The organism is Ferroacidibacillus organovorans (genome assembly GCF_001516615.1).
GTDB classification, from domain to species: Bacteria; Bacillota; Bacilli; order Alicyclobacillales; family SLC66; genus Ferroacidibacillus; species Ferroacidibacillus ferrooxidans_B.
Map to the genome: position 1 here is coordinate 31,945 of NZ_LPVJ01000048.1, position 20,447 is coordinate 52,391.

At 54.5% G+C, this 20,447-nt stretch carries 18 protein-coding genes and 1 pseudogene; all 19 read left to right on the forward strand.

All coding sequences use genetic code 11. The features are described 5' to 3' along the window. The first annotated feature begins 49 nt into the window (after nt 1-49). The 19 genes and pseudogenes from ATW55_RS10155 to ATW55_RS10245 all read left to right on the forward strand — a co-directional run bounded on the left by ATW55_RS10155 (nt 50) and on the right by ATW55_RS10245 (nt 20,361). Nucleotides 50-2,017 carry a penicillin-binding transpeptidase domain-containing protein gene (locus ATW55_RS10155; RefSeq protein WP_067716726.1) on the forward strand — a complete coding sequence of 656 codons (1,968 nt, stop codon included), beginning with the start codon at nt 50-52 and terminating at the stop codon, nt 2,015-2,017. A 93-nt stretch (nt 2,018-2,110) separates the two neighbouring features. Next, nucleotides 2,111-3,601, forward strand: a complete 1,491-nt coding sequence (locus ATW55_RS10160; protein WP_082685741.1) for a UDP-N-acetylmuramoyl-L-alanyl-D-glutamate--2,6-diaminopimelate ligase — start codon at nt 2,111-2,113, stop codon at nt 3,599-3,601. Next, nucleotides 3,598-5,001 (forward strand): UDP-N-acetylmuramoyl-tripeptide--D-alanyl-D-alanine ligase, encoded by a 1,404-nt coding sequence (locus ATW55_RS10165; protein WP_067716729.1) that lies wholly within the window; start codon nt 3,598-3,600, stop codon nt 4,999-5,001. Before ATW55_RS10160 ends, ATW55_RS10165 begins: the two co-directional genes overlap by 4 nt. Nucleotides 5,002-5,003: 2 nt before the next feature. Then, nucleotides 5,004-5,963 carry a phospho-N-acetylmuramoyl-pentapeptide-transferase gene (mraY, locus tag ATW55_RS10170; RefSeq protein ID WP_153005119.1) on the forward strand — a complete coding sequence of 320 codons (960 nt, stop codon included), beginning with the start codon at nt 5,004-5,006 and terminating at the stop codon, nt 5,961-5,963. A 35-nt stretch (nt 5,964-5,998) separates the two neighbouring features. Beyond that, complete coding sequence (gene murD / locus ATW55_RS10175; RefSeq protein ID WP_067716737.1) at nt 5,999-7,357, forward strand: UDP-N-acetylmuramoyl-L-alanine--D-glutamate ligase; 1,359 nt, start codon at nt 5,999-6,001, stop codon at nt 7,355-7,357. A gap of 30 nt (nt 7,358-7,387) precedes the next feature. After that, the gene (gene ftsW, locus ATW55_RS10180; RefSeq protein WP_423742963.1) at nt 7,388-8,479 is read left to right on the forward strand and encodes a putative lipid II flippase FtsW; all 1,092 of its coding nucleotides are present in this window, start codon (nt 7,388-7,390) and stop codon (nt 8,477-8,479) included. A 48-nt stretch (nt 8,480-8,527) separates the two neighbouring features. Beyond that, nucleotides 8,528-9,631 (forward strand): undecaprenyldiphospho-muramoylpentapeptide beta-N-acetylglucosaminyltransferase, encoded by a 1,104-nt coding sequence (gene murG / locus ATW55_RS10185; protein WP_067716740.1) that lies wholly within the window; start codon nt 8,528-8,530, stop codon nt 9,629-9,631. 96 nt (nt 9,632-9,727) lie between these two features. Beyond that, on the forward strand, nt 9,728-10,648 hold the full coding sequence (gene murB, locus ATW55_RS10190; RefSeq protein ID WP_067716746.1) for a UDP-N-acetylmuramate dehydrogenase: 921 nt from the start codon (nt 9,728-9,730) through the stop codon (nt 10,646-10,648). 5 nt (nt 10,649-10,653) lie between these two features. Beyond that, entirely contained in the window at nt 10,654-11,946 is a 1,293-nt protein-coding gene (gene murA, locus ATW55_RS10195) for a UDP-N-acetylglucosamine 1-carboxyvinyltransferase (RefSeq protein ID WP_067716983.1), read from the forward strand. Between the two features lie 95 nt (nt 11,947-12,041). Then, nucleotides 12,042-12,803, forward strand: a complete 762-nt coding sequence (locus tag ATW55_RS10200; RefSeq protein ID WP_067716751.1) for a cell division protein FtsQ/DivIB — start codon at nt 12,042-12,044, stop codon at nt 12,801-12,803. A 31-nt stretch (nt 12,804-12,834) separates the two neighbouring features. Continuing rightward, nucleotides 12,835-13,530, forward strand: coding sequence for a DUF881 domain-containing protein (locus ATW55_RS10205; protein WP_067716755.1), 696 nt, complete (start codon nt 12,835-12,837; stop codon nt 13,528-13,530). Beyond that, complete coding sequence (locus ATW55_RS10210) at nt 13,530-14,270, forward strand: DUF881 domain-containing protein (protein ID WP_067716760.1); 741 nt, start codon at nt 13,530-13,532, stop codon at nt 14,268-14,270. Before ATW55_RS10205 ends, ATW55_RS10210 begins: the two co-directional genes overlap by 1 nt. Beyond that, on the forward strand, nt 14,267-14,623 hold the full coding sequence (locus tag ATW55_RS10215) for a small basic family protein (RefSeq protein ID WP_067716763.1): 357 nt from the start codon (nt 14,267-14,269) through the stop codon (nt 14,621-14,623). Before ATW55_RS10210 ends, ATW55_RS10215 begins: the two co-directional genes overlap by 4 nt. Nucleotides 14,624-14,705: 82 nt before the next feature. Next, nucleotides 14,706-15,928, forward strand: a pseudogene (ftsA, locus tag ATW55_RS10220) (cell division protein FtsA). Between the two features lie 34 nt (nt 15,929-15,962). Then, a complete protein-coding gene (gene ftsZ, locus ATW55_RS10225; RefSeq protein ID WP_067716766.1) occupies nt 15,963-17,039 on the forward strand; it encodes a cell division protein FtsZ in 1,077 nt (358 codons plus the stop codon). Between the two features lie 346 nt (nt 17,040-17,385). Beyond that, the gene (locus tag ATW55_RS10230; protein ID WP_067716770.1) at nt 17,386-18,396 is read left to right on the forward strand and encodes a sigma-E processing peptidase SpoIIGA; all 1,011 of its coding nucleotides are present in this window, start codon (nt 17,386-17,388) and stop codon (nt 18,394-18,396) included. Continuing rightward, complete coding sequence (gene sigE / locus ATW55_RS10235) at nt 18,359-19,063, forward strand: RNA polymerase sporulation sigma factor SigE (protein ID WP_423742965.1); 705 nt, start codon at nt 18,359-18,361, stop codon at nt 19,061-19,063. Before ATW55_RS10230 ends, sigE begins: the two co-directional genes overlap by 38 nt. 81 nt (nt 19,064-19,144) lie before the next feature. After that, on the forward strand, nt 19,145-19,921 hold the full coding sequence (gene sigG / locus ATW55_RS10240; RefSeq protein WP_067716779.1) for an RNA polymerase sporulation sigma factor SigG: 777 nt from the start codon (nt 19,145-19,147) through the stop codon (nt 19,919-19,921). 152 nt (nt 19,922-20,073) lie between these two features. After that, nucleotides 20,074-20,361: a YlmC/YmxH family sporulation protein gene (locus ATW55_RS10245; RefSeq protein ID WP_235587083.1), complete on the forward strand. Its 288-nt coding sequence runs from the start codon at nt 20,074-20,076 to the stop codon at nt 20,359-20,361. Nucleotides 20,362-20,447: the final 86 nt, after the last annotated feature.

Genomic DNA, 20,447 nt, shown 5'->3' on the forward strand with positions numbered 1-20,447 from the left:
TGCATAAAATCGTGTGGACAAGACAGTCCAGCGATTCGAGGGGAACGTCATGCGCATCACACAGTCAAAAGTCCGCCGAAGAATCTACTTCGCGCTGATCGGCTTGCTGGCCGCAATTGGTATGTTGCTTGGTCGGGTGTTTCATATCACCATTGCCGCCAATGAGTTCTATCGCACACGAGGAAACGCTGTGCTCGTGAGAGATTTGCCCATCTCGGCGGTGCGCGGTGAGATTCTTGACCGCAACGGCACGCCGCTTGTCTATACGGCGACTGCCGCGAAGATTATCGTGGTGCCGCGCCAGATCAAGAATCCAAAAGAGACAGCGCTGCGCCTTCACGCCATTTTAGGCGGATCATTGCTATCGATTGAAAAAGCGCTGCGCCTTGGACAGTTGACACGCTACATCAAACCAGCCGGTATGAGACTTTCTGAGGCAAAAACGCGCGCGATACGCGCACTGCGTCTACCTGGCATCTATCTTGTTGAAGAAGGGACGCGCACCTATCCGTTCGGGAGTATGGCGGCGCAGGTTCTTGGTTTTACCGGTGGCGATGGGCAAGGGCTGAGCGGAATTGAAAAACAGTTTAACAAGCAGTTGGAGGGTCGCAAAGGCGCGCTTCAATTCATCGCAAACGCACGCGGTCAAGAGATTCCAAACACCAATGACAACTATGTCCCGCCTGTTCCGGGACTTGATGTAGAACTGACGCTGGATCGCCAAATTCAGCAGTTTGTCGATCGTGAAATCGAGCGCGTCGTGGCGACGTACAGTCCCGATCACGTGACGATGATCGTCGAAGATCCAAAGACAGGACAAATCCTTGCAATGGGAAATTACCCATCGTTTCTGCCGAGCAACTGGCGACATGTTCCGCCGGATGTTTACAATCGCAATCTGGCAATCTGGCAGACGTTTGAGCCTGGTTCAACGTTTAAAATTGTGACACTCGCCGCGGCACTTCAAGAAAAAAAGGTGAATCTCAAAGAGAAGTTTTACGATCCTGGGTACTATGAAGTGGCGGGACATAAAATTCGTTGCTGGAAAGCAGGCGGCCACGGCAGTCAATCCTATTTGAATGTTGTGGAAAACTCGTGCAACCCAGGGTTTGTTCAACTTGGCGAGCGGCTTGGCAAACAGTCACTCTTTTCGTTCATACGTGCGTTTGGCTTCGGGAAGAAAACGGGTATCGCGCTTCCCGGAGAAGGAAAGGGAATCCTTTTCTCGCCAAAACGTGTCGGACCTCTGGAACTCGCGACAACCGCGTTTGGTCAAGGTGTCTCGGTGACGCCGATTCAACAGGTGATGGCGGTAGGCGCCGTGGCAAATGGCGGCGTTTTGATGAAGCCGCAGATTGTCAAAGAGTTTCTAAACCCGACAAACGGTCACGTGCAAATGATAAATCCCGTCGCTGTTCGCCGTGTCATCAGTACACAGACTGCGAGTGAAGTAAGAAACGCCCTGGAGAGTGTGGTCGCGCAGGGAACAGGCGCTAATGCGTATCACGAAGGGTATCGAATCGCTGGCAAGACAGGAACGGCGCAAGTCGCTGTAAACGGGCGATATTCGGGTACGCACTACATCGTTTCCTTCATCGGCATGGCGCCGGCAAACAATCCATCGCTTGTGGCCTATGTCGCAATTGACTACCCGCGACCCAAGGGGTCGCCGGTCTTTGGCGGAGTGATCGCAGCGCCTGTCGTCGGACGGGTGCTGGCAGACAGTCTGCAGGCACTTGGCGTCAAACCGCAGGTAACTGGAATTCCCAAGAAATATCGCTATGGCATCGATCCAGTGCTCACGGTTGTACCAAGCCTCGCCGGACAGACCTACCAGAGTGCGGTGCAGGCGATCACACAGAGTGGCTCGATTCTGCGAATTTCCGTCACGGGGAGCGGTCCCTATGTGATCGGCCAAGCTCCGGCGGCGGGTACAAGACTTGAGCAAGGTGCAACGGTGCGCTTGATGCTAGGTCCAGGGCCACAGACCAGCGGTAAGGCGACAGGTGGTTCGTAAAGTTGACAACGGCTTTGGCACGGTTCAAACTGGATTGTCAAAACAAATCCAAAGCATAAAAATTTAGCATATAGACCAGGTGGGGGAGCGCTTGTGAAACCATTACGGCAACTCGCGGATCGTCTCGTTCTTGTCAATGCGATCGGATCGCTTGATGTGCAGATCGACAGCATCGCAGATGACTCGCGAAAGGTAAAACCGGGCGGGCTTTTTGTCGCCATTCGCGGGAATCGGGTCGATGGGCACGCCTATGCAGAACAAGCCGTTGCGCGCGGCGCAGCTGCGCTCTTGGTTGAAAAAGCGTGCAAGGTGGACGTTCCTCAACTGATCGTGCCATCCACGAGACGCGTCGCACCGATTGCGGCACAATGGGTGCTCGGTGATCCGGCGGATGACATGGTCTTGATCGCGGTGACTGGCACGAATGGAAAGACGACGACTGCCACCCTGATTGAGCAGGTGCTACTCGCGATGGGGCATGCGACAGGCCTGATTGGCACGATCGCGCAGCGCTGCGGTGGTGTTGCCCTGCGCGATTCCGGGATGACGACGCCTGAGGCGGTGGAACTTGCAAACGTCTTGCGCGAGATGCGCGATCTCGGGACAAAGTATGTCGTGATGGAGGCGTCATCGCATGCAATGGAGCTTGCGCGCGTGGCAGGACTTGCGTATCGCGTCGCAGCGTTTACCAATCTAACGCAGGACCATCTTGATTTTCATCAGACGATGGATGCTTATGCACGCGCCAAAGGGAAGCTGTTCTCGCGGCTTGGCAATCGCTTTACACCACTTGCAGACGGCGGGTTGCCTGTGGCGGTGCTGAATGTGGATGACGCGCAGGCGAGTGTGTATGCTGCCGAGACGGTTCAACAAATCGTCACGTATGGCATCGATCATCCGGCGGATGTGCGCGGGCGTGATGTCGTGATCCGTGCAGATGGCACTCAATTTGTCATTGATTCGTTTGCCGGCAGCGCAGAAGTGCACTTGGCGACACCGGGGCGCTTTAGCGCCTACAACGCGCTTTGCGCCACGGCGAGTTGCCTGGCGCTTGGGATCCCGCTTCAAGCGATCGCAAAAACGCTCTCGTCGCTGCCCGGTGTATCAGGGCGCTTTGAGCCTGTACGCGCAGGACAGCCGTTTGCGATTCTCGTCGACTACTCGCACACGCCGGACAGTCTGCAAAATGCGCTCGATACAATACGGGAGTTTTGCACAGGGCGGGTGATCACGGTCGTCGGTTGCGGCGGTGATCGCGACCGGACAAAACGACCGATCATGGCGCGCGTCGCGGCACAGCGCAGCGACTTTTTTGTGCTGACATCTGATAACCCTCGCACAGAAGACCCCGAAAAGATTCTTGACGATATGGAAGCTGGCATTCGTGACGTGGCATCTGAGCGCTATGCGCGGATTACGTTGCGTGAAGAAGGGATTCGCGCAGCGCTTAGCGTAGCGCAGCCGGGGGATGTTGTCTTGATTGCGGGAAAAGGGCACGAGACCTATCAAATCTTAGGAACGACCTATCACGATTTTGATGATCGACAGGTCGCAAAAAGGATTGTGGAGGAACAAGTCCAATGATTGAGGCAAATCTCTCGTTTGCGGCAGAAGCCGTCGGAGGCGAACGCTCTGGCGCAGATCTGCTTTTTTCGGGTGTCACGATTGATTCGCGCACGGCGAGAGAACGGCAACTGTTTCTGCCGATTGTCGGTGAGACATTTGACGGCCACGCGTTTGTAAAGGATGCGCTTGCGCGCGGCTGTGTCGCTTTTTTTTGGGAGCGGCACAGACCGCTGCCTGAAGCGCTTCGCGAATACCCGCACGTACTCGTTGAGCGCGGTATCGACGCGCTACACGCGCTGGCAACCGCATACCGTGCTCAGTGCCATGCGCGCGTCATCGGAATTACAGGCAGCAATGGCAAGACGACGACCAAAGACATGCTGGCGACGGTTTTAAAAAAGCGGTTCAAGACGGCTGCCACCGTCGGCAATTTGAACAATGAGTTTGGATTGCCGCTCTCGATCCTTTCGTGGCCGATCGACACCGAGGTGGCGATCCTAGAGATGGGGATGCGCGGCGCTGGACAGATCGCGGCGCTGTGTCGCATTGCACAACCTGACATCGGTGCGATTACGCTGATCGGCGAGGCTCATTTGGAACTTCTCGGCTCGCGGCGCGCGATTGCCGACGCGAAATGGGAACTGATCGCGGCGCTGCCAAGTGGTGGTTTTGCTGTTCTTCCCGAAGATGAGCCACTGTTGAGGCGCGCACCTCCCGCGGGGGTTCGCGTCACGACATTTGGTGAATCGAAGCAGGCTGATGTGCGTGTGACAGATTATGCATCGCATGGTGCTTGTGGCGCAACGTTTGTGCTTGATCCGCCTGGCCTTATTGTAAAGCTCAAAGTCCCGGGCATTCACATCGCGAGAAATGGCGCCCTTGTTTATGCTGTCGCACGGGAACTTGGCATGGCTGACGAGGAGATTGGCGAGGCGCTCGGGGCATACACCAGTTCAGCGGGACGGCAAGCCTTGGAAGAACTCGCGCCAGGCGTTCTATTGATCGATGACGCGTACAATGCGTCCCCGACATCGATGGCACGCGCACTTGAAGTCTTGCGCGATATGCCGCACGCGCAGAAGATGGCCGTGCTTGGGGATATGCGGGAAATTGGTGAGCCGGAAGATGAAAAACATGTGGCGCTTGGGGAATCACTCGCCGCGTATGGCGTCACGCAGTTGATTGCAGTAGGCCACCATCGCAAAGCGATCGAGCACGGCGCGCGACAGGCGCAACTCACGGATGTACAGACGTTTGCGTCTGCGCAGGAAGCGGCGGAATTTATCGCGCAAAACGTGTGCGGCGAATACACAGAGCGCGGCGACATTGTCATTTTGGTCAAAGCGTCGCGCGCGGTTGGCCTTGAGCGAGTGTCGGATGCGCTCAGGGATTCGTTTGCCGCGCTTAAGGGGGAATGACATTGGACGTAAAATCACTCACCTTCATTCTGGTGGTATCCTTCTTGATCGTCTTGTTTCTAGGGCCGCTTGCGATTCCTCTTTTGCACCGCTTTAAATTCGGTCAATCGATCCGCTCTGAAGGCCCCGCTCGCCATCAGGCTAAATCAGGCACCCCGACGATGGGGGGGATTCTCTTTGTCCTTGCCACAACATTTACCGCGTGGCGTTTCTCAAACTCCCCCACCACATGGATTTTGCTGCTTGCGATGCTGGGATTTGGAATTGTGGGCATGCTAGATGACGCACTAAAAATCGTGCGCAAGCGCAACCTCGGTCTCACTGCGCGACAAAAGCTGCTTGGTCAAGTCACCGTTGCGGTGATTTTCTATCTCGTGCTCTATGCGCGCGGCTGGCATTTTGAATTAAATCTGCCGGGACTTTTACACCCGCTTTCGCTCGGCATTTTTTATCTTCCTTTTCTTGCCCTTTTTATGATCGGCACGGCAAATGCAGTCAATCTGACAGATGGGCTCGACGGATTGGCGGCGGGGACAAGCTTTGTTGCATTCGCAGCGTTTGCTGTGCTAGCGTGGTGGAACAGCCAGTGGAACGTATCTGCTTTTTCGACCGCTGTGGCGGGATCCTTGCTCGGCTTTCTGTACTATAATCGCCATCCCGCGCGACTGTTCATGGGGGATACAGGATCGCTTGCGCTCGGCGGTGCACTCGCTGCAGTCGCAGTGCTTTCACGCTCAGAAGTATGGCTTATCCTGATTGGCGGCGTGTTTGTTATAGAGACGCTCTCTGTCATCCTTCAGGTGATCTCGTTTCAATCAACGGGCAAACGGATTTTCAGGATGAGTCCGCTCCATCACCACTTTGAGCTAGTCGGCTGGTCCGAGTGGAAGGTGGTCACTGTGTTTTGGCTGGCGGGCATTCTGTGTAGTCTGGCTGCGCTTTACTTTGTCATTCGCCCATAACATCTCGATTTGACTTGACGGAAAGGTTGAGCGGCATGGATTTAAAGAATCGGCGCGTCCTAGTTGTGGGGCTTGCGCGAAGCGGGGTTGCCGCGGCTAAATTGCTTCACAAAATGGGAGCGCAGGTTGTCACCAATGACGCTTCACCCCGCGACTCGCTGCGTTTTGCGATCGAAACCCTCCAGCCGCTCGGAATTCCGGTGGTTTCGGACGGACACCCATTTACACTGCTTGACAGTACGTCACTCATTGTAAAAAACCCGGGGATCCCTTACCATATGCCGCTGATCGCAGAGGCGATGGCGCGTGACATCCCGATTATTACAGAGGTGGAACTCGCTTTTCACGCGACGCATACACCGATCATCGGGATCACAGGATCAAATGGCAAGACGACGACCACTTCACTTGTAGGCGCCATGTTTTTGAAGGCAGGCATCCCTGCACGCGTGGCGGGCAACATCGGTGTGCCGCTGAGTGAGGCTGTGCTTTCGTCGCAAGATGAGTCAGCGCTGATTGTCGAACTTTCAAGTTTTCAGTTGCAAGGAACGCGCGATTTTCGGCCACACATTGCAACGGTCCTCAATCTCTATCCAACGCATCTCGATTATCACGGTGACTTTGAAGCGTATGTGCGCGCAAAAGAAAAGATTTGCATCCGGCAAGGCCAGGATGATTGGCTGGTCCTAAACATGGACAACGAGCACACGCGCCACTTCGCAGATCACGCGCGTGCCAAGGTCATCTGGTTTAGCCGTCTCGCACCCGTACCGCGCGGTGCCTATGTGTATGAAAATCACATCTATGTTCGTGAGGCAGAGGGCGCACCGCCGATCTGTCTTTTATCCATGGATCAAATCAAGCTTCCCGGCACCCATAATCTTGAGAATATACTCGCAGCGACTGCGACTGCATTTTACGCGGGCGTCCCGCTTGAAGCGATTGTGGCGACACTTCAGACGTTTCGCGGTGTCGAGCATCGACTGGAATTTATCCGTTGCGTGGACGGGGTCGACTATTATAACGATTCGAAAGCCACCAACCCAAAAGCTGCGCTCTCGGCAATCCGCGCGCTAGCCAAACCACTTGTGCTGCTTCTTGGAGGACTTGAGCGCGGCGATGATTTGAAGGAACTAAGCGAGGGCCTGCGTGGGCGAGCCAAAGCCGTGATCGCACTCGGGCAATCGCGCGAGCGAATGGCAGATGCGGCGCGTCAGGCTGGCGTCCCCGAGGTGCACATCGCGTCATCGTTTTCCGAGGCAGTTGCGCTTGCCGCACAGACGGCGCAACATGGAGATGCGGTACTGCTCTCGCCTGCCGCGGCGAGTTGGGATCAATTCAAGTCGTTTGAAGAACGCGGGTGCATCTTTAAGAAGCTGGTGAATAAGCTGTAGCATGGACGAGTTCTCCCGGGAGGGCTGTTTGTGCAAAGCGCAAAAACAACAGACTGGATGATTCCCATCGCCACCGTCAGTCTCTTGGTGATCGGACTGCTCATGGTGCATAGCGCCAGCACGTACCTTTCTGCTGAACGGCATGCGGATGCATTCTATTATTTTAAGCGGCAGTTGATGTGGGCGTGCATTGGTTTGTTTTTTATGTTTGGCTTAAGCCGTATCGATTATCGGATTCTTTTGAAATATGCGCGTCCGATCCTCTTTTTTTGTGTCGTTTTTTTGGCGCTCGTGCTTGTTCCGCACGTCGGTCAAGTGCGCGGCGGGTCGCGCGCGTGGCTTGGCATTGGAACGTTTGGCATACAGCCGTCTGAGTTTGCAAAGTTTGGTCTGTTGATTTTTCTTAGCGCATACCTGAGTGATCAGCCTGACCGCATGCTTTCATTTAAAAAAGGACTCATCCCGCCACTTCTCATCATGGCGCTGTTCATCGGGTTGATCATGCTTGAGCCAGATCTTGGCCAGAGCGCGGTCATTGCAGGTGCGACGCTGCTTCTCGTCTTTGTGGCAGGCGCGCGCATGCGCCATCTTTTAAGCCTCCTGGCCGTCGGGCTTGTGCTTTTTACCGGATTGATCGCGGCAGCTCCCTATCGTCTCATGCGAATTCTTTCTTTTCTTGATCCGTGGAAATATCCGCGCGGGATCGGCTATCATATTATCATGTCGCTGATCGCCGTTGGCCGCGGTGCGTTTTTAGGGCAGGGGCTTGGCAATAGCACACAAAAGTTTCTGTATCTCCCGGAGCCGCAGACTGACTTTATTTTTGCGATTTTGACCGAAGAGCTGGGGTTTCTCGGCGCGCTGCTCACACTTTTCCTGTTTGCTGTGTTGATTTGGCGCGGTTTGCGTGTCGCGATGCAGGCGCGTGACCGGTTTGGGGCATACCTCGCCGCCGCATTCACTGGCGTCATTGGCATTCAAGTATTTATAAACATCGGTGTCGTGACGGGAATTCTCCCCGTGACGGGGATTACCCTCCCATTTATCAGCTATGGCGGATCTTCACTCATGCTCTTGCTTTCGGCCGTCGGAATTCTTATGTCCATTTCTCGCACGACGTAACGTAGCGTAATCTTCACCGTCGTGTGGAATCCATCAAGGAGGGATAACGTGCGCATTGTCGTGACAGGCGGAGGGACAGGTGGGCATATCTATCCGGCGCTCTCCATTATCAAACGCATGAAAGAGCGCCATCCCGCGGCTGAAGTGTTGTACATAGGGACGGAGCGTGGACTTGAGCGTGAACTCGCGCCAAGGTCCGGGGTCGCCTGTGTTTTTTTGCGCGTCGAAGGGTTGCAGCGCCGCCTATCGGCGCGCGCGTTTCGCACTGTGTTTCTCGCGGGAACAAGCTTTCTTTCCGCGCGCCGCGTCTTGAAGAAGTTTCGCCCAGATGTAGTCATCGGGACAGGCGGTTATGTGGTTCTCCCGGTTCTGCTTGCTGCGCGCACGCTCGGCGTGCCGTCTGCAGTACTTGAATTGGATGCGTTTGCGGGTCTCTCCAACCGCCTTTCCGGGCGTTTTGTAAACACGGTGTTACTCGGGATGGAGGCTGGTAAATCTTTCTTCCAAAAGGCGCCACGCGTCGTTGTGACGGGGAATCCGCGCGCGACAGAAGTGCTCTCGATTGGCGAGGATGAAATTGCGCGTGTGTGTGGCTCGCTTGGGCTTGACCGCAGCCGCCCGATCGTGACGATTCTTGGCGGGAGTCGCGGCGCGCGTCCTATCAACGACGCCGTTTTCGAGCTTATAAGAAAACCGCGCGCTCACCGCGAACAGATTGTCTGGATCACTGGCCAGATTCACTATGAGTCGATTTGTCAGCAACTCGCGACGACGTCTGTGCAGAAAGATATTTTTATTCTTCCCTACATGGATGAGATGCCGGCGCTTCTCTCGGCGACAACGGTTTTGGTCAGTCGTGCGGGAGCGACGATCCTCGCAGAGCTCACAGCGCTAGGCATCCCTGCGATACTCATTCCTTCGCCTTATGTGACGCACCACCATCAGGACTATAACGCACAGGCGCTTGCAGCGCAGGGCGCGGCCGTTGTGATCGCAGAAGCGAGTTTGGCGCAAGGCGCTCTTGAAGCGCAACTGGATGCGCTGCTTGCGAGCCCAATCCGCCTCGAATCGATGCATAAGGCGAGTCAGCGCATGGGAAAACCAGATGCGCTCGCACGGATTGCCGATGAGATCGAGCGCTTGCTCGCGTAGGCGATTGTCACGCGGGCGGGCGGATCGCCATATGATAGGTTACCGAACAAGACCTGCAAAGGATCGGCGCGTTTTCCGAAAAAGGAGTCGTTTGTGTTGAAACCTCAAGCTCTATACGCTCTGTTTGCGCCGCTTGCCGATGATGTGCGAATCGATGAACCCCTGAAACGGCATACCTCGTGGCGAATTGGCGGACCGGCAGATGTCCTCGTCGCTCCGCGCGATCTCGAGTCGCTAAAGGCATGCATCGTGCGCGCCCATGAAGCGGGGATTCCCTATTTCATCTTGGGGCGCGGAAGCAACCTGCTCGTACGAGACGGGGGAATTCGCGGGCTTGTCATCAAGCTTGGCGACGCGTTTTCAGAGCTTGCGATTGAGGGGCAGACGCTCACGGCGCTTGCGGGACGCTCGATTGTCTCTGCGGCAAACCGCGCGATGCGCGAAGGGCTGTCCGGGTTAGAATTTGCAACAGGAATTCCTGGCTCCGTCGGGGGTGCAGTCACGATGAACGCGGGTGCGCACGGCGGAGAAATCAAGGATGTCTTGCAAGAGGCGCTCGTTCTAACGCGTGCGGGGGCGCTAAAACGCGTCTCTTTACAGGATCTCGCGTTCTCATACCGACACAGCGCGGTGCCAGAAAACGCATGGACAGTCGTGCGCGCTTCCTTTTCGCTTCGCGCAGGCGACGTGGCGGAGATGCGCGCACGCACGAGTGCATGGAGCCAGCGCCGACGTTTGACGCAGCCCTTGTCTCAACCTAACTGTGGCAGTGTTTTTCGCAATCCGCCGGGAGACTTCTCTGCGCGCCTGATTGAGGCGGCAGGTCTTAAAAAGATGCGGGTTGGGGACGCGATGATCTCTGATGTACACGCGAATTTTATTGTGAATTTAGGAGCAGCAACGGCAGAGGACGTTCTGGAATTGATGTCGCGCGCGCAAGAGGCGATTCTGACTCGCTTTGCCGTGGAACTCATCCCAGAGGTGCGCGTTGTCGGTGAGGCGAAGACGCAGGGGTGAACGATTTGGAGCGTTTAGTCATCGAGGGTGGACGTCGTTTGGCAGGTTCACTTCGTGTGCACGGTTCTAAAAATGCGGCATTGCCGATTCTCGCTGCGGTGACGATGGCGGATGAGGAAATTCTCATCCGCGACGTCCCGAACTTGGAAGATATTCATGTCATGCTCGACATTCTTCGCTCGGTGGGCGCAAAAGTGCGCTATTTTGATCATCAAGCATTCATCGATCCGACGAGCATTGACACCACTGTCATACCTGATCATCTGATGAGTCAGATGCGGTCGAGCATTTTTTTGATGGGGCCGCTGCTTGCGCGCTTTGGCGCAGTGCGAATCAGCAAGCCGGGAGGATGTTCCATCGGCAGCCGCCCAATTGACTTTCATTTAAAAGGGCTCGAACAACTCGGCGCAGAGATTATCGATCGCCACGGTTACATCGAGTGTCGCGCAAACCGCCTGCAAGGCGGCACGATTTTTCTTGATTTCCCGAGTGTCGGCGCGACGGAAAACCTGATGATGGCCGCATGTCTTGCAGAGGGTGAGACGGTGATCGGAAATGCCGCGCGCGAACCGGAAATCCGTGATCTTGCAGCTTTTTTGACGGCGCTTGGCGCGCGTATCAGCGGAGCGGGAGATGACACGATCGTCATCGAAGGCGTTCGCAGGCTGCACGGGGGCCAATATGATGTGCCGCCGGATCGGATCGTCACGGGAACGCTGCTGATTGCAGGCGCGGTGACAGGAGGCAACGTTGTACTGACGAACGTTCGTCCAAGCGATTCGACGGCAGTTATCATGAAGCTGAGGGAAGCCGGTGTTCAGATCTCCGCCACTCGTGATATACTTGAAGTCAGAGAATCAGACGGACTGCGGGCGATTGACCGCGTACAAACGGCGCCTTTCCCTGGATTTCCAACGGATCTTCAAGCGCCGCTGATGGCGCTTCTCGCGAAAGCGAAAGGCACGAGTATCGTGTCAGAGACGGTTTTTGAGGATCGCTTTCGCCATGTTCCTGAGCTGCTTCGCATGGGGGCTGCGATCAAAGTGGATTTGCGCACTGCGTTTGTGCGCGGTGTCAGGGAGCTGACAGGAGCGTTTGTTTCTGCGACGGATTTGCGGGCTGGTGCAGCGCTTGTCGTGGCAGGACTTGCCGCAAACGGAAGCACAGTGATTGACCGCGTCTTTCACATTGATCGCGGATATGAGAGCATTGAGTTGCAGTTGCGGGCGCTTGGCGCTGACATTGTACGTATCCGTGAACCGGATCGACGAGCGCAGGGACTTACCGCACACGCGTAATGCGGGGACTGTCACATGCGTTGCCGCGCGCCACTTCTGACAGAAAGGGCGCGCGGCACATTGCGCGCTTTCGTTTTTGATCATGGGAGAGGGAGATGGAGTGCGCGTTGGCAGTCGAGGTGGCGACTTCGAAACGGAGTCATAGGTTTTTTTATCTCATCTTTATCTTTCTATTCCTTTTATCTGCTGCGGTTGTCACTTATTTGAAATCCCCACTTTCGGTCGTTAAGTCGATTCAGATTAGCGGCACGATCGATGTCCCCGCCTCCCTTGTCGCTCGCGATCTTGGCATACAAGTGGGGGACAACCTCTGGCAAATTTCTACCGCGACGGCGGAACACCGAATTTTGTCTGACTTTCCGATTGTGCAATCGGTTGATGTCACGCGCAGTTTTGTGACGCAGACGGTGCGCGTTGTCATTACGCAAAAACGCCTGGTGGGCATTCTTGACGCGAATCACACCTTCTATCAGATTCTCTCAGACGGTACTGTCTTAACACAGGACCCAACAGGGATTGGCGCGAATGCCCCCATTTTATCGGTGACAGGAAACCTCAGTGTGAGTCCTGGAATGCGTGTGACCAATCCGGGACTGCTTGCGCTTTGCCACACGATAGGGAATGTTCCCGCGGGACTCATCTCACCTTTTTCCGAGTTTAACGTCGAGCCTTATCTTGGGAAACTGGCGATTGTCGGGTACACGAAAGATCACTTTGAGGTTCTGCTACCGATTGACCGTCTGGCGGCGGCGCTGCAAATGTTTGAAGCGATTCACGCGAAGCTGCTCAGTTCAAAAGTTGCCCCAGGTTTGATCGATCTCATATCAAGCCAAGAAGGCGTATATAAACCGTATTGACTGTCATTTCTTTGTGAGGTGTTTGGAAGCGATGGAAGCAGCGTCTCGCCAGATTGTGGCGTTTACGGTCGTGCTCTCTGTACTAGGAATGATGCTCGCCGTTCAGTATCGCGACGTCACACTTGGCGGCGCCGCCCTATTTTCCTCCATGCCTGATATTGCAGGGGCGGTATCGCGACTCGACGCCGTGGACGCCGAGAATCACCGCATTTTAAGGCAGGTACGAGTGACTGAGCAAAAAATCAATAAACTGGAATCGCAAATGATTCAGGAGGGGGGAGCCTCTTCGCGTGCGCTACTCCTCATGCGCTCTGCGGCGCTTTTAAACGGTTCCACGAATGTGCACGGACCTGGCGTGACACTGACGATCCAGGATGGACACCTCACGGGTGCCGCTTATGAACAGTTTTTGACGCACGACTGGGATTTGCGTTCTGTGGTCAATGAGCTTTTTCTCGCAGGGGCGGATGCCGTCTCGATCAATCAGGTGCGAATCACGATGCAGACAGGTATATTTTGCATCGGGCCGTTGATTCGTGTCGGCGATGCTAAACTCGGACCACCGTTTGTCATTCGCGCGATTGGCAACAAAACACTTTTGACAGACGCGCTGAATCTTCCCGGTGGGGTGCTCGACGCGCTGCGTGCGGCAAATCGCGGGTTGCTTGTGTCAAAGCCCGTCGCCCGCGCAGATGTGCAGATTCCGGCGGCTGGGGGAATGGGCTGATGCTGCTTCGAAAATACCCCGTGACGAGTGTCGCCGTCCTTCTTGGCGTGATGATAGGCCTTGAGCTTCACATGAACAGAATGAGCCCTGCTGTCGCCTACAGCAGCTATCTAAACGCGACAAATGCGCTTTCCCAAGCGATACAGAAGACGCCAGTCGCGATTCGTCAACTCGCTGCGGCGCGCGCTCAATTGAAAACATTGGAAGATGCGTCGGAGCACACAGCAAAAGGATATTTGCGACTTCAGAGCGAATTAAATAGCGTTGAGAAACAGGCTGGTTTGACCCCCTGGACCGGAACGGGAATTGTGATTCGAATTTCCTATGATCCAAACCTTCCAGTGATTCCTGGTTTGCGTTTTGTCGACGAGGCGACACAGTTGCGCATGGTCGTGAACATCTTGGAATCTGCAGGCGCACAAGCGATCGCGATCAACGGACAACGTCTTGTGACCACTTCAAGCATTCGCTCTGTCATGGGACTAAACGCTGCGCAGGGGCCATTCTCATCGGCCGTTCAGATCAATGAACAACCAGTCGATGCGCCTTATGTCATCGAGGCTGCGGGAAATCCGGCACCGTTATCAAGTGTGCTTAATGCAGAAGGGCTTGCCGATCAGTTCCGCATTCTTGACCAAGCGTTTCGCGTCACGCTATTTCGCGCACCGCATCTTCTCAGGCTGCCCGCGTACACGGGTCCACTCCCTGGTGCATACGCAAAGGAGTCATTGAACGCATGAGGCGTACACTGCCGTTTGTCGGTTTGTTTGTCGGAATCGGGCTTGGACTGGCCATTCCGATTCATCTTTCTCTGCAGTACGCCTCCTATCTCTCTGTCGCGATTCTCGCCGCGGTTGATACTGTTTTTGGCGGTATCAAATCGTCCCTTTTACGGCAATTTGACGCGCGCGTATTTTTGACGGGATTTTTCTTTAATGCAGTGCTTTCCGCTGCGCTCGCTTTTGTCGGCTCTTATCTCGGCCTTGATCTCGCGCTCGCCGCAGTTGTCGCGTTTGGTGTGAGGATTTTTAACAATCTTGCATCGATTCGTCACCAAATCTTAGGAAAAAGGAAAATTGCATCCCCAAACTAGTATTTTCATGCTAAGATATTCGAGAATAATTATGATTTTGTTAGAATAGCAACGGGTGTGCAACAGAAGGGAGTGCCGCTCCTTGACCAAAGGAGATATTATCGTTGGCTTGGATATTGGCACGTCAATTATCCGGGCGATCATCGGGGAAGTCGAACACACAGGAATCAGTGTCATTGGTGTGGGAACAGCAAAGAGTGACGGAATAAAAAAAGGTGCGATTGTCGATATCGACAAAACGGTTGTCGCGATTCGTGAGGCTGTCGAACACGCGGAGCGCATGGTGGGCATTGATATTCAAACGGCTTACATTTCTGTGTCAGGCAGCCACATCGCATTGCAGCCGAGCCATGGAATTGTCGCTGTCTCGTCGGAAGACCGGGAGATTGGCGATGAGGATGTAGAGCGCGTCATCGCGGCGACGCGGGTGATCAACCTGCCGCCGGATCGCGAGATTGTCGATGTGGTTCCGCGCGAATACACGGTGGACGGCCTATCCGAAGTTTCTGATCCGCGCGGCATGATCGGCGTGCGTCTTGAGGTTGACGTTTATGTGGTAACGGGCTCGCGCACGGTGCTTCACAACCTGCTGCGTTGCGTTGAGCGCGCGGGTCTTGAAGTGGCGGGAACTGTATTCACTCCACTTGCGGCAGCCGGAATGATCCTTTCACCTGATGAGCGCCGCTTGGGCGTAACGCTTGTCGATATTGGCGCAGGTTCAACGACGGTGTCCGTTTTTGAAAATGGGTTGCTTGAACGGTACGCCATTATTCCAATTGGCGGCGACAGCGTCACAAATGACATCTCCGTCGGATTGGAACTCGGCTACGACACTGCGGAGATGGTCAAACTGCGCTATGGTGTCGCCGATATTTCTCTTGTGAAAGAAGAGGAAAAGTTTAAGGCGCATCGAATAGGTAGTCAGGAAGAGCAAGAATTTACAGTACAAAAGCTCGAATATATTATTGAGTCTCGCATGCAAGAGATTTATGCGATGGTAAAACATGAATTGGAACGCCAAGCTATCCAAAAGGGTTGCCAGGCGGTTATGTATTGACAGGCGGCGGGATGCTTTTGCGCGGGGCAGATCGATTGGCGGCAAAGGAATTGGATGCGCAAGTGCGCGTCGCAGCTCCTGATTTTGTCGGCGTTCGCGATCCTTCTTATGTGAGCTGTGTCAGCATGGTACAGTATGTTTCGCGCATGTTCGGCAGACAAATGGTTGCCGTATCGTCAAGCGTCAAACGCAAATCGTCAGGTTCGGCGTTTTCTCGCCTGAAAAATTGGCTTCAGGATTTTATTTGAACGGTAGCGTCGATTTCGTCAAGGAGGACATGAAATGCTCGAGTTTGATTATGAAATGGATTCGCTTGCACACATCAAAGTGATCGGTGTCGGCGGCGGAGGATGCAACGCGGTAAACCGTATGATTGAAGGTGGCGTACAAGGCGTCGATTTTATCACGGTCAATACGGATGCGCAGGCGTTACATCTCTCCAAGGCGCGCGAACGAATCCAGATTGGCGAAAAATTGACGCGCGGATTGGGTGCGGGTGCAAACCCGGATATCGGGAAGCGGGCGGCTGAAGAAAGCCGCGAAGCGATCATGGCGACGTTAAAGGGCGCAGACATGGTGTTTGTCACGGCCGGAATGGGCGGTGGCACCGGAACGGGTGCGGCGCCGGTCGTCGCAGAAATTGCAAAAGAACTCGGCGCATTGACAGTCGGCGTCGTCACAAAACCGTTTACCTTTGAGGGAAGGCGCCGCCTGAACCAGGCCGAGAGTGGCATCACTGCACTCAAAGAAAAAGTGGACACGCTGATTGTCATTCCCAATGACCGGTTGCTTGAAATTGTCGAAAAGAACACACCGATGCTCGAAGCGTTTCGCGAAGCGGACAATGTTCTTCGGCAAGGTGTGTCCGGCATTTCCGATTTGATCGCAGAGACGGGACTTATCAATGTCGACTTTGCAGACGTCAAGGCGATCATGACAGAGCGGGGCTCGGCGCTTATGGGAATTGGCGTCGCGAGCGGAGAAAAGCGCGCGGCAGAAGCTGCGCAAAAGGCAATCCGCAGCCCGCTTCTTGACACGCCAATCGATGGCGCACGCGGTGTCTTGATTCATGTTGCGGGCGGCGAAAATCTCAGCTTGTTTGAGGTCAACGAGGCGGCCAACATTGTTGCGGAGGCGGCCGACCCGGAAGTGAACTTTATCTTTGGCGCAGTGATTAAACCTGAGTTAAAGGATGAACTCATTGTCACAGTGATTGCAACGGGGTTTGAGCACCGTGCCGGAACGACCACGCCGCGCCCGATTGCGCAGCGCGTTGATCCTCGTCCTGCCGTTGCCTCAGGGTCGGATAACCTTGAAATTCCCGCGTTCTTGCGCAATCGCCCGTCTGGTCGCGTTTGATTTTTACATTCGCTTGTTCAGACGCCTGTATTTAGAAATGGAGGACCCCGCTTGGAGGTCCTCACGCCTCAAGGCGTACTGCCTTGACGGCTTTTTGCGTTACCTTCGCAGCAAGAGGCGATCTGCGAAGGCGAGAATGAGAGCCGCGATGTCGCGCACGACGCGAAGCCAAAGAACCATCTGTTCCCACCCCTCACGTTTAAGTGCAGGGGCTTGCGCTGTTTTGGTGACATTCGTCCCTCGCGTGTTTTCGACAGGAAAAATCCTCTTGCAGGCGGGCTAAATCGACAACCTTTGCAATACATATGTACTATACTTTGGGCACATTCCCGAGGGAGGTGCGTCCATGGTCGTCTATCTCGATCTCACCTTCCTCGTGAATTTGCTTGTAGACTCAATGCTTCTCTGGTTGACGTCTTACCTCTTGAAATTGCGCACGCGACCGGGAAGGATTGGATTGGCGGCAGGACTTGGCTCACTCTACTCTGTCTTGTCGCTCTTTCCGTGGGGTGAGGCACTCAACGCGGCATGGTGTAAAACGGTATTCTCTGTTCTGTTTCTTGCCCTCTTGCAGCCTCGCGGATCTTTTTCATTGGGGCGTCTTCGCTATGGGTGGTCACTCGCGCGAACGCTCGCGGTTTTCTATCTCACGGCGTTCTGTCTGGCTGGCGCCGTGTATGGAAGCTACAGTTTTTTTGGTAAGACAAGCGTAATGCCTGGACTCGAACTTGTGCGTGGCCGCATTGCCTGGTGGACTAGCATCCCGGCTTGGCTCACCGTTGCACTAGCCCCACTCGTGCTTTTTAGCGTGCGCTATGCTGCATCGACGGTGAAACGGCGGCAGCAATTGCATCGCGAGACGGTGCAGGTGACCATCGCCGCAAATGAACGGACGGTTGAAGTACAGTGTCTCGTCGATACTGGAAACGCGTTGATCGATCCAATCACGCATTCTCCTGTCGCCGTCGTCACGGCGCAAAGCCTGCAGGATCTGCTGCCACCCTGGCTTCGTGAAGTGGTGTCACGTGGAGAGGATCCGATCAAGGCGTTATACAAGGCCCCTCCGGGTATTGGCGAAGATGACATGCATTTCACGATGGTGCCGTATCGCGGCATAGGCGCAGAACAAGGGATGCTCTTGGCGTTTCGCCCGGATGATGTCACGCATCAGACCGCGCAGGGTCTCGTATCACTCATGCCAATGGTCATCGCGCTGCGGATTCAGCCGATGTCTGAAAAAGATCACTATGACGGTATATTGCCCGCAACAGCGTTCGTGGAAAGGAGCGCACAGCATGAACATTCCCGCCCGCGTCCGAATGCAGACGCGCCTTTTCGTCCTTCGCATCCTGCTTAGCATTGGACGCTCCAAAGAATCCATTTGGTACGTCGGAGGAAGCGAGGCACTCCCGCCACCGCTTTCTCGCGATGAAGAGGAGTATCTTCTTTCTCGTTTGCCAAGTGGTGACGAAGCGGTGCGCGCTATGCTCATCGAACGCAATTTGCGGCTCGTTGTCTACATTGCGCGGAAGTTTGAAAATACTGGAATCCATATTGAGGATCTCGTTTCCATTGGCACGATCGGACTCATCAAGGCGGTAAACACGTTTGATGTAGAAAAAAAGATCAAACTAGCCACCTATGCCTCTCGCTGCATTGAGAATGAGATTCTCATGTTTCTGCGCAGGAACAGTAAAATTCGCATCGAAGTTTCATTTGACGAGCCGCTTAATGTGGACTGGGATGGAAATGAACTCCTCTTGTCCGATGTGCTCGGTACAGAGAGTGACACGATCTATCGGGACATCGAGGATCAGGTGGATCGCAATCTGCTTTACAGCGCGCTTGAGAAACTGACGGAGCGGGAAAGAAAGATTATGGAAATGCGTTTTGGCTTGACTGGTGAAAAGGAAATGACACAAAAGGACGTCGCTGATCTGCTCGGGATTTCACAGTCGTATATTTCCCGCTTGGAAAAGCGAATTATCAAACGGTTGCGTAAAGAATTTCACAAGCTGACGTAGGCAACAGGTCTGCATATTTCCCCTCCGCCGGGACATACTGGTACTCAAGTTGTACCGGAATGCTCGTCTGGAGGGACAGCCTTGAAGCGCAACAAAGTCGAGATTTGCGGTGTCAACACTTCGCAACTCCCCGTGCTCACAAACGCTGAGATGCGCGACCTGTTTGCCCGCATGCAAGCGGGGGAGCGGCCCGCGCGCGAAAAACTGGTCAGCGGCAATCTGCGTCTTGTGCTCTCCGTGATTCAGCGCTTTAACAATCGCGGCGAGTATGTGGATGATCTTTTTCAAGTTGGATGCATTGGACTCATGAAAGCGATCGACAATTTTGATCTCGGTCAGAATGTAAAATTCTCGACGTATGCTGTCCCCATGATTATTGGTGAAATCAGACGCTATCTTCGTGATAACAATCCCATACGCGTAAGTCGGTCGCTGCGCGATATTGCGTATCGCGCGCTTCAAGTTCGCGATCATCTCACAAACAAAAACCTGCGTGAACCGACGATCGCCGAAATCTCCTCAGCCATGGAAGTACCCAAAGAAGATGTGGTCTTCGCGCTGGATGCGATTCAGGATCCCGTCTCGTTGTTTGAACCGATTTATCATGACGGCGGTGATCCCATTTTTGTCATGGATCAGATCAGCGATGACAAACAACAGGATGTCACCTGGGTGGAAGGAATCGCGATTCGCGAAGCGATGCGCCGTCTTTCCATGCGGGAGAAACGGATTCTCTCCATGCGCTTTTTCGAGGGAAAGACGCAGATGGAAGTGGCGGATGAAATAGGCATCTCTCAGGCGCAAGTCTCGCGACTGGAGAAGGCGGCCATTCAACACATGCAAAAATTTATCACGTAGTAGCTTCGGGAAAAGACGGGGACTTGCAACTGAGCGACAGAAAAATGTAAAGAAAGAGGCAAGATGTACATAGGCTTGTAGTGGACCAGCGCCAACGCGTCGACAGCAGCATTCGATGCACGGCTTAGATGGCGGGACCGGGGGGCGCTTTGATGAGGGCTTCGGAACTGCAAGCCAAAGATGTGATCAACATCGGGGATGGAAGGCGGCTTGGCTCGATCGGAGATCTTGATATCGATCTCGATACGGGAATGGTAAAAACGCTGATCATCCCTCCCGCCGGCAAGTTTTTTGGAATGTTTGCAAGCGGGGAAGAAGTGGTGATCTCGTTTACCCAGATCGTAAAAATTGGATCGGATGTGGTCTTGGTGGATCTGCGCGCACAGCGTGAATCCCCGCTGCTCTCTTCGCATACTTCACATACTTCAAGCGGATACTGACGCACTGCAGCCAATTTCGCAGATGGGAAGGGGTGACCCATCTGCGTTTTTTTGATACCATCAGGTAGGTCAATATTTGATGGAGG

Bases quoted from the DNA above. Each gene is read 5' to 3' on its own strand.
- ftsZ (WP_067716766.1), top strand. From the start codon at position 15,963: ATGCTCGAGTTTGATTATGAAATGGATTCGCTTGCACACATCAAAGTG.
- ATW55_RS10210 (WP_067716760.1), top strand. From the start codon at position 13,530: ATGCTGCTTCGAAAATACCCCGTGACGAGTGTCGCCGTCCTTCTTGGC.
- ATW55_RS10205 (WP_067716755.1), top strand. From the start codon at position 12,835: ATGGAAGCAGCGTCTCGCCAGATTGTGGCGTTTACGGTCGTGCTCTCT.
- ATW55_RS10200 (WP_067716751.1), top strand. From the start codon at position 12,042: ATGGAGTGCGCGTTGGCAGTCGAGGTGGCGACTTCGAAACGGAGTCAT.
- ATW55_RS10245 (WP_235587083.1), top strand. From the start codon at position 20,074: ATGAGGGCTTCGGAACTGCAAGCCAAAGATGTGATCAACATCGGGGAT.
- ATW55_RS10155 (WP_067716726.1), top strand. From the start codon at position 50: ATGCGCATCACACAGTCAAAAGTCCGCCGAAGAATCTACTTCGCGCTG.
- ATW55_RS10230 (WP_067716770.1), top strand. From the start codon at position 17,386: ATGGTCGTCTATCTCGATCTCACCTTCCTCGTGAATTTGCTTGTAGAC.
- ATW55_RS10215 (WP_067716763.1), top strand. From the start codon at position 14,267: ATGAGGCGTACACTGCCGTTTGTCGGTTTGTTTGTCGGAATCGGGCTT.
- sigE (WP_423742965.1), top strand. From the start codon at position 18,359: ATGCAGACGCGCCTTTTCGTCCTTCGCATCCTGCTTAGCATTGGACGC.
- murD (WP_067716737.1), top strand. From the start codon at position 5,999: ATGGATTTAAAGAATCGGCGCGTCCTAGTTGTGGGGCTTGCGCGAAGC.
- ATW55_RS10165 (WP_067716729.1), top strand. From the start codon at position 3,598: ATGATTGAGGCAAATCTCTCGTTTGCGGCAGAAGCCGTCGGAGGCGAA.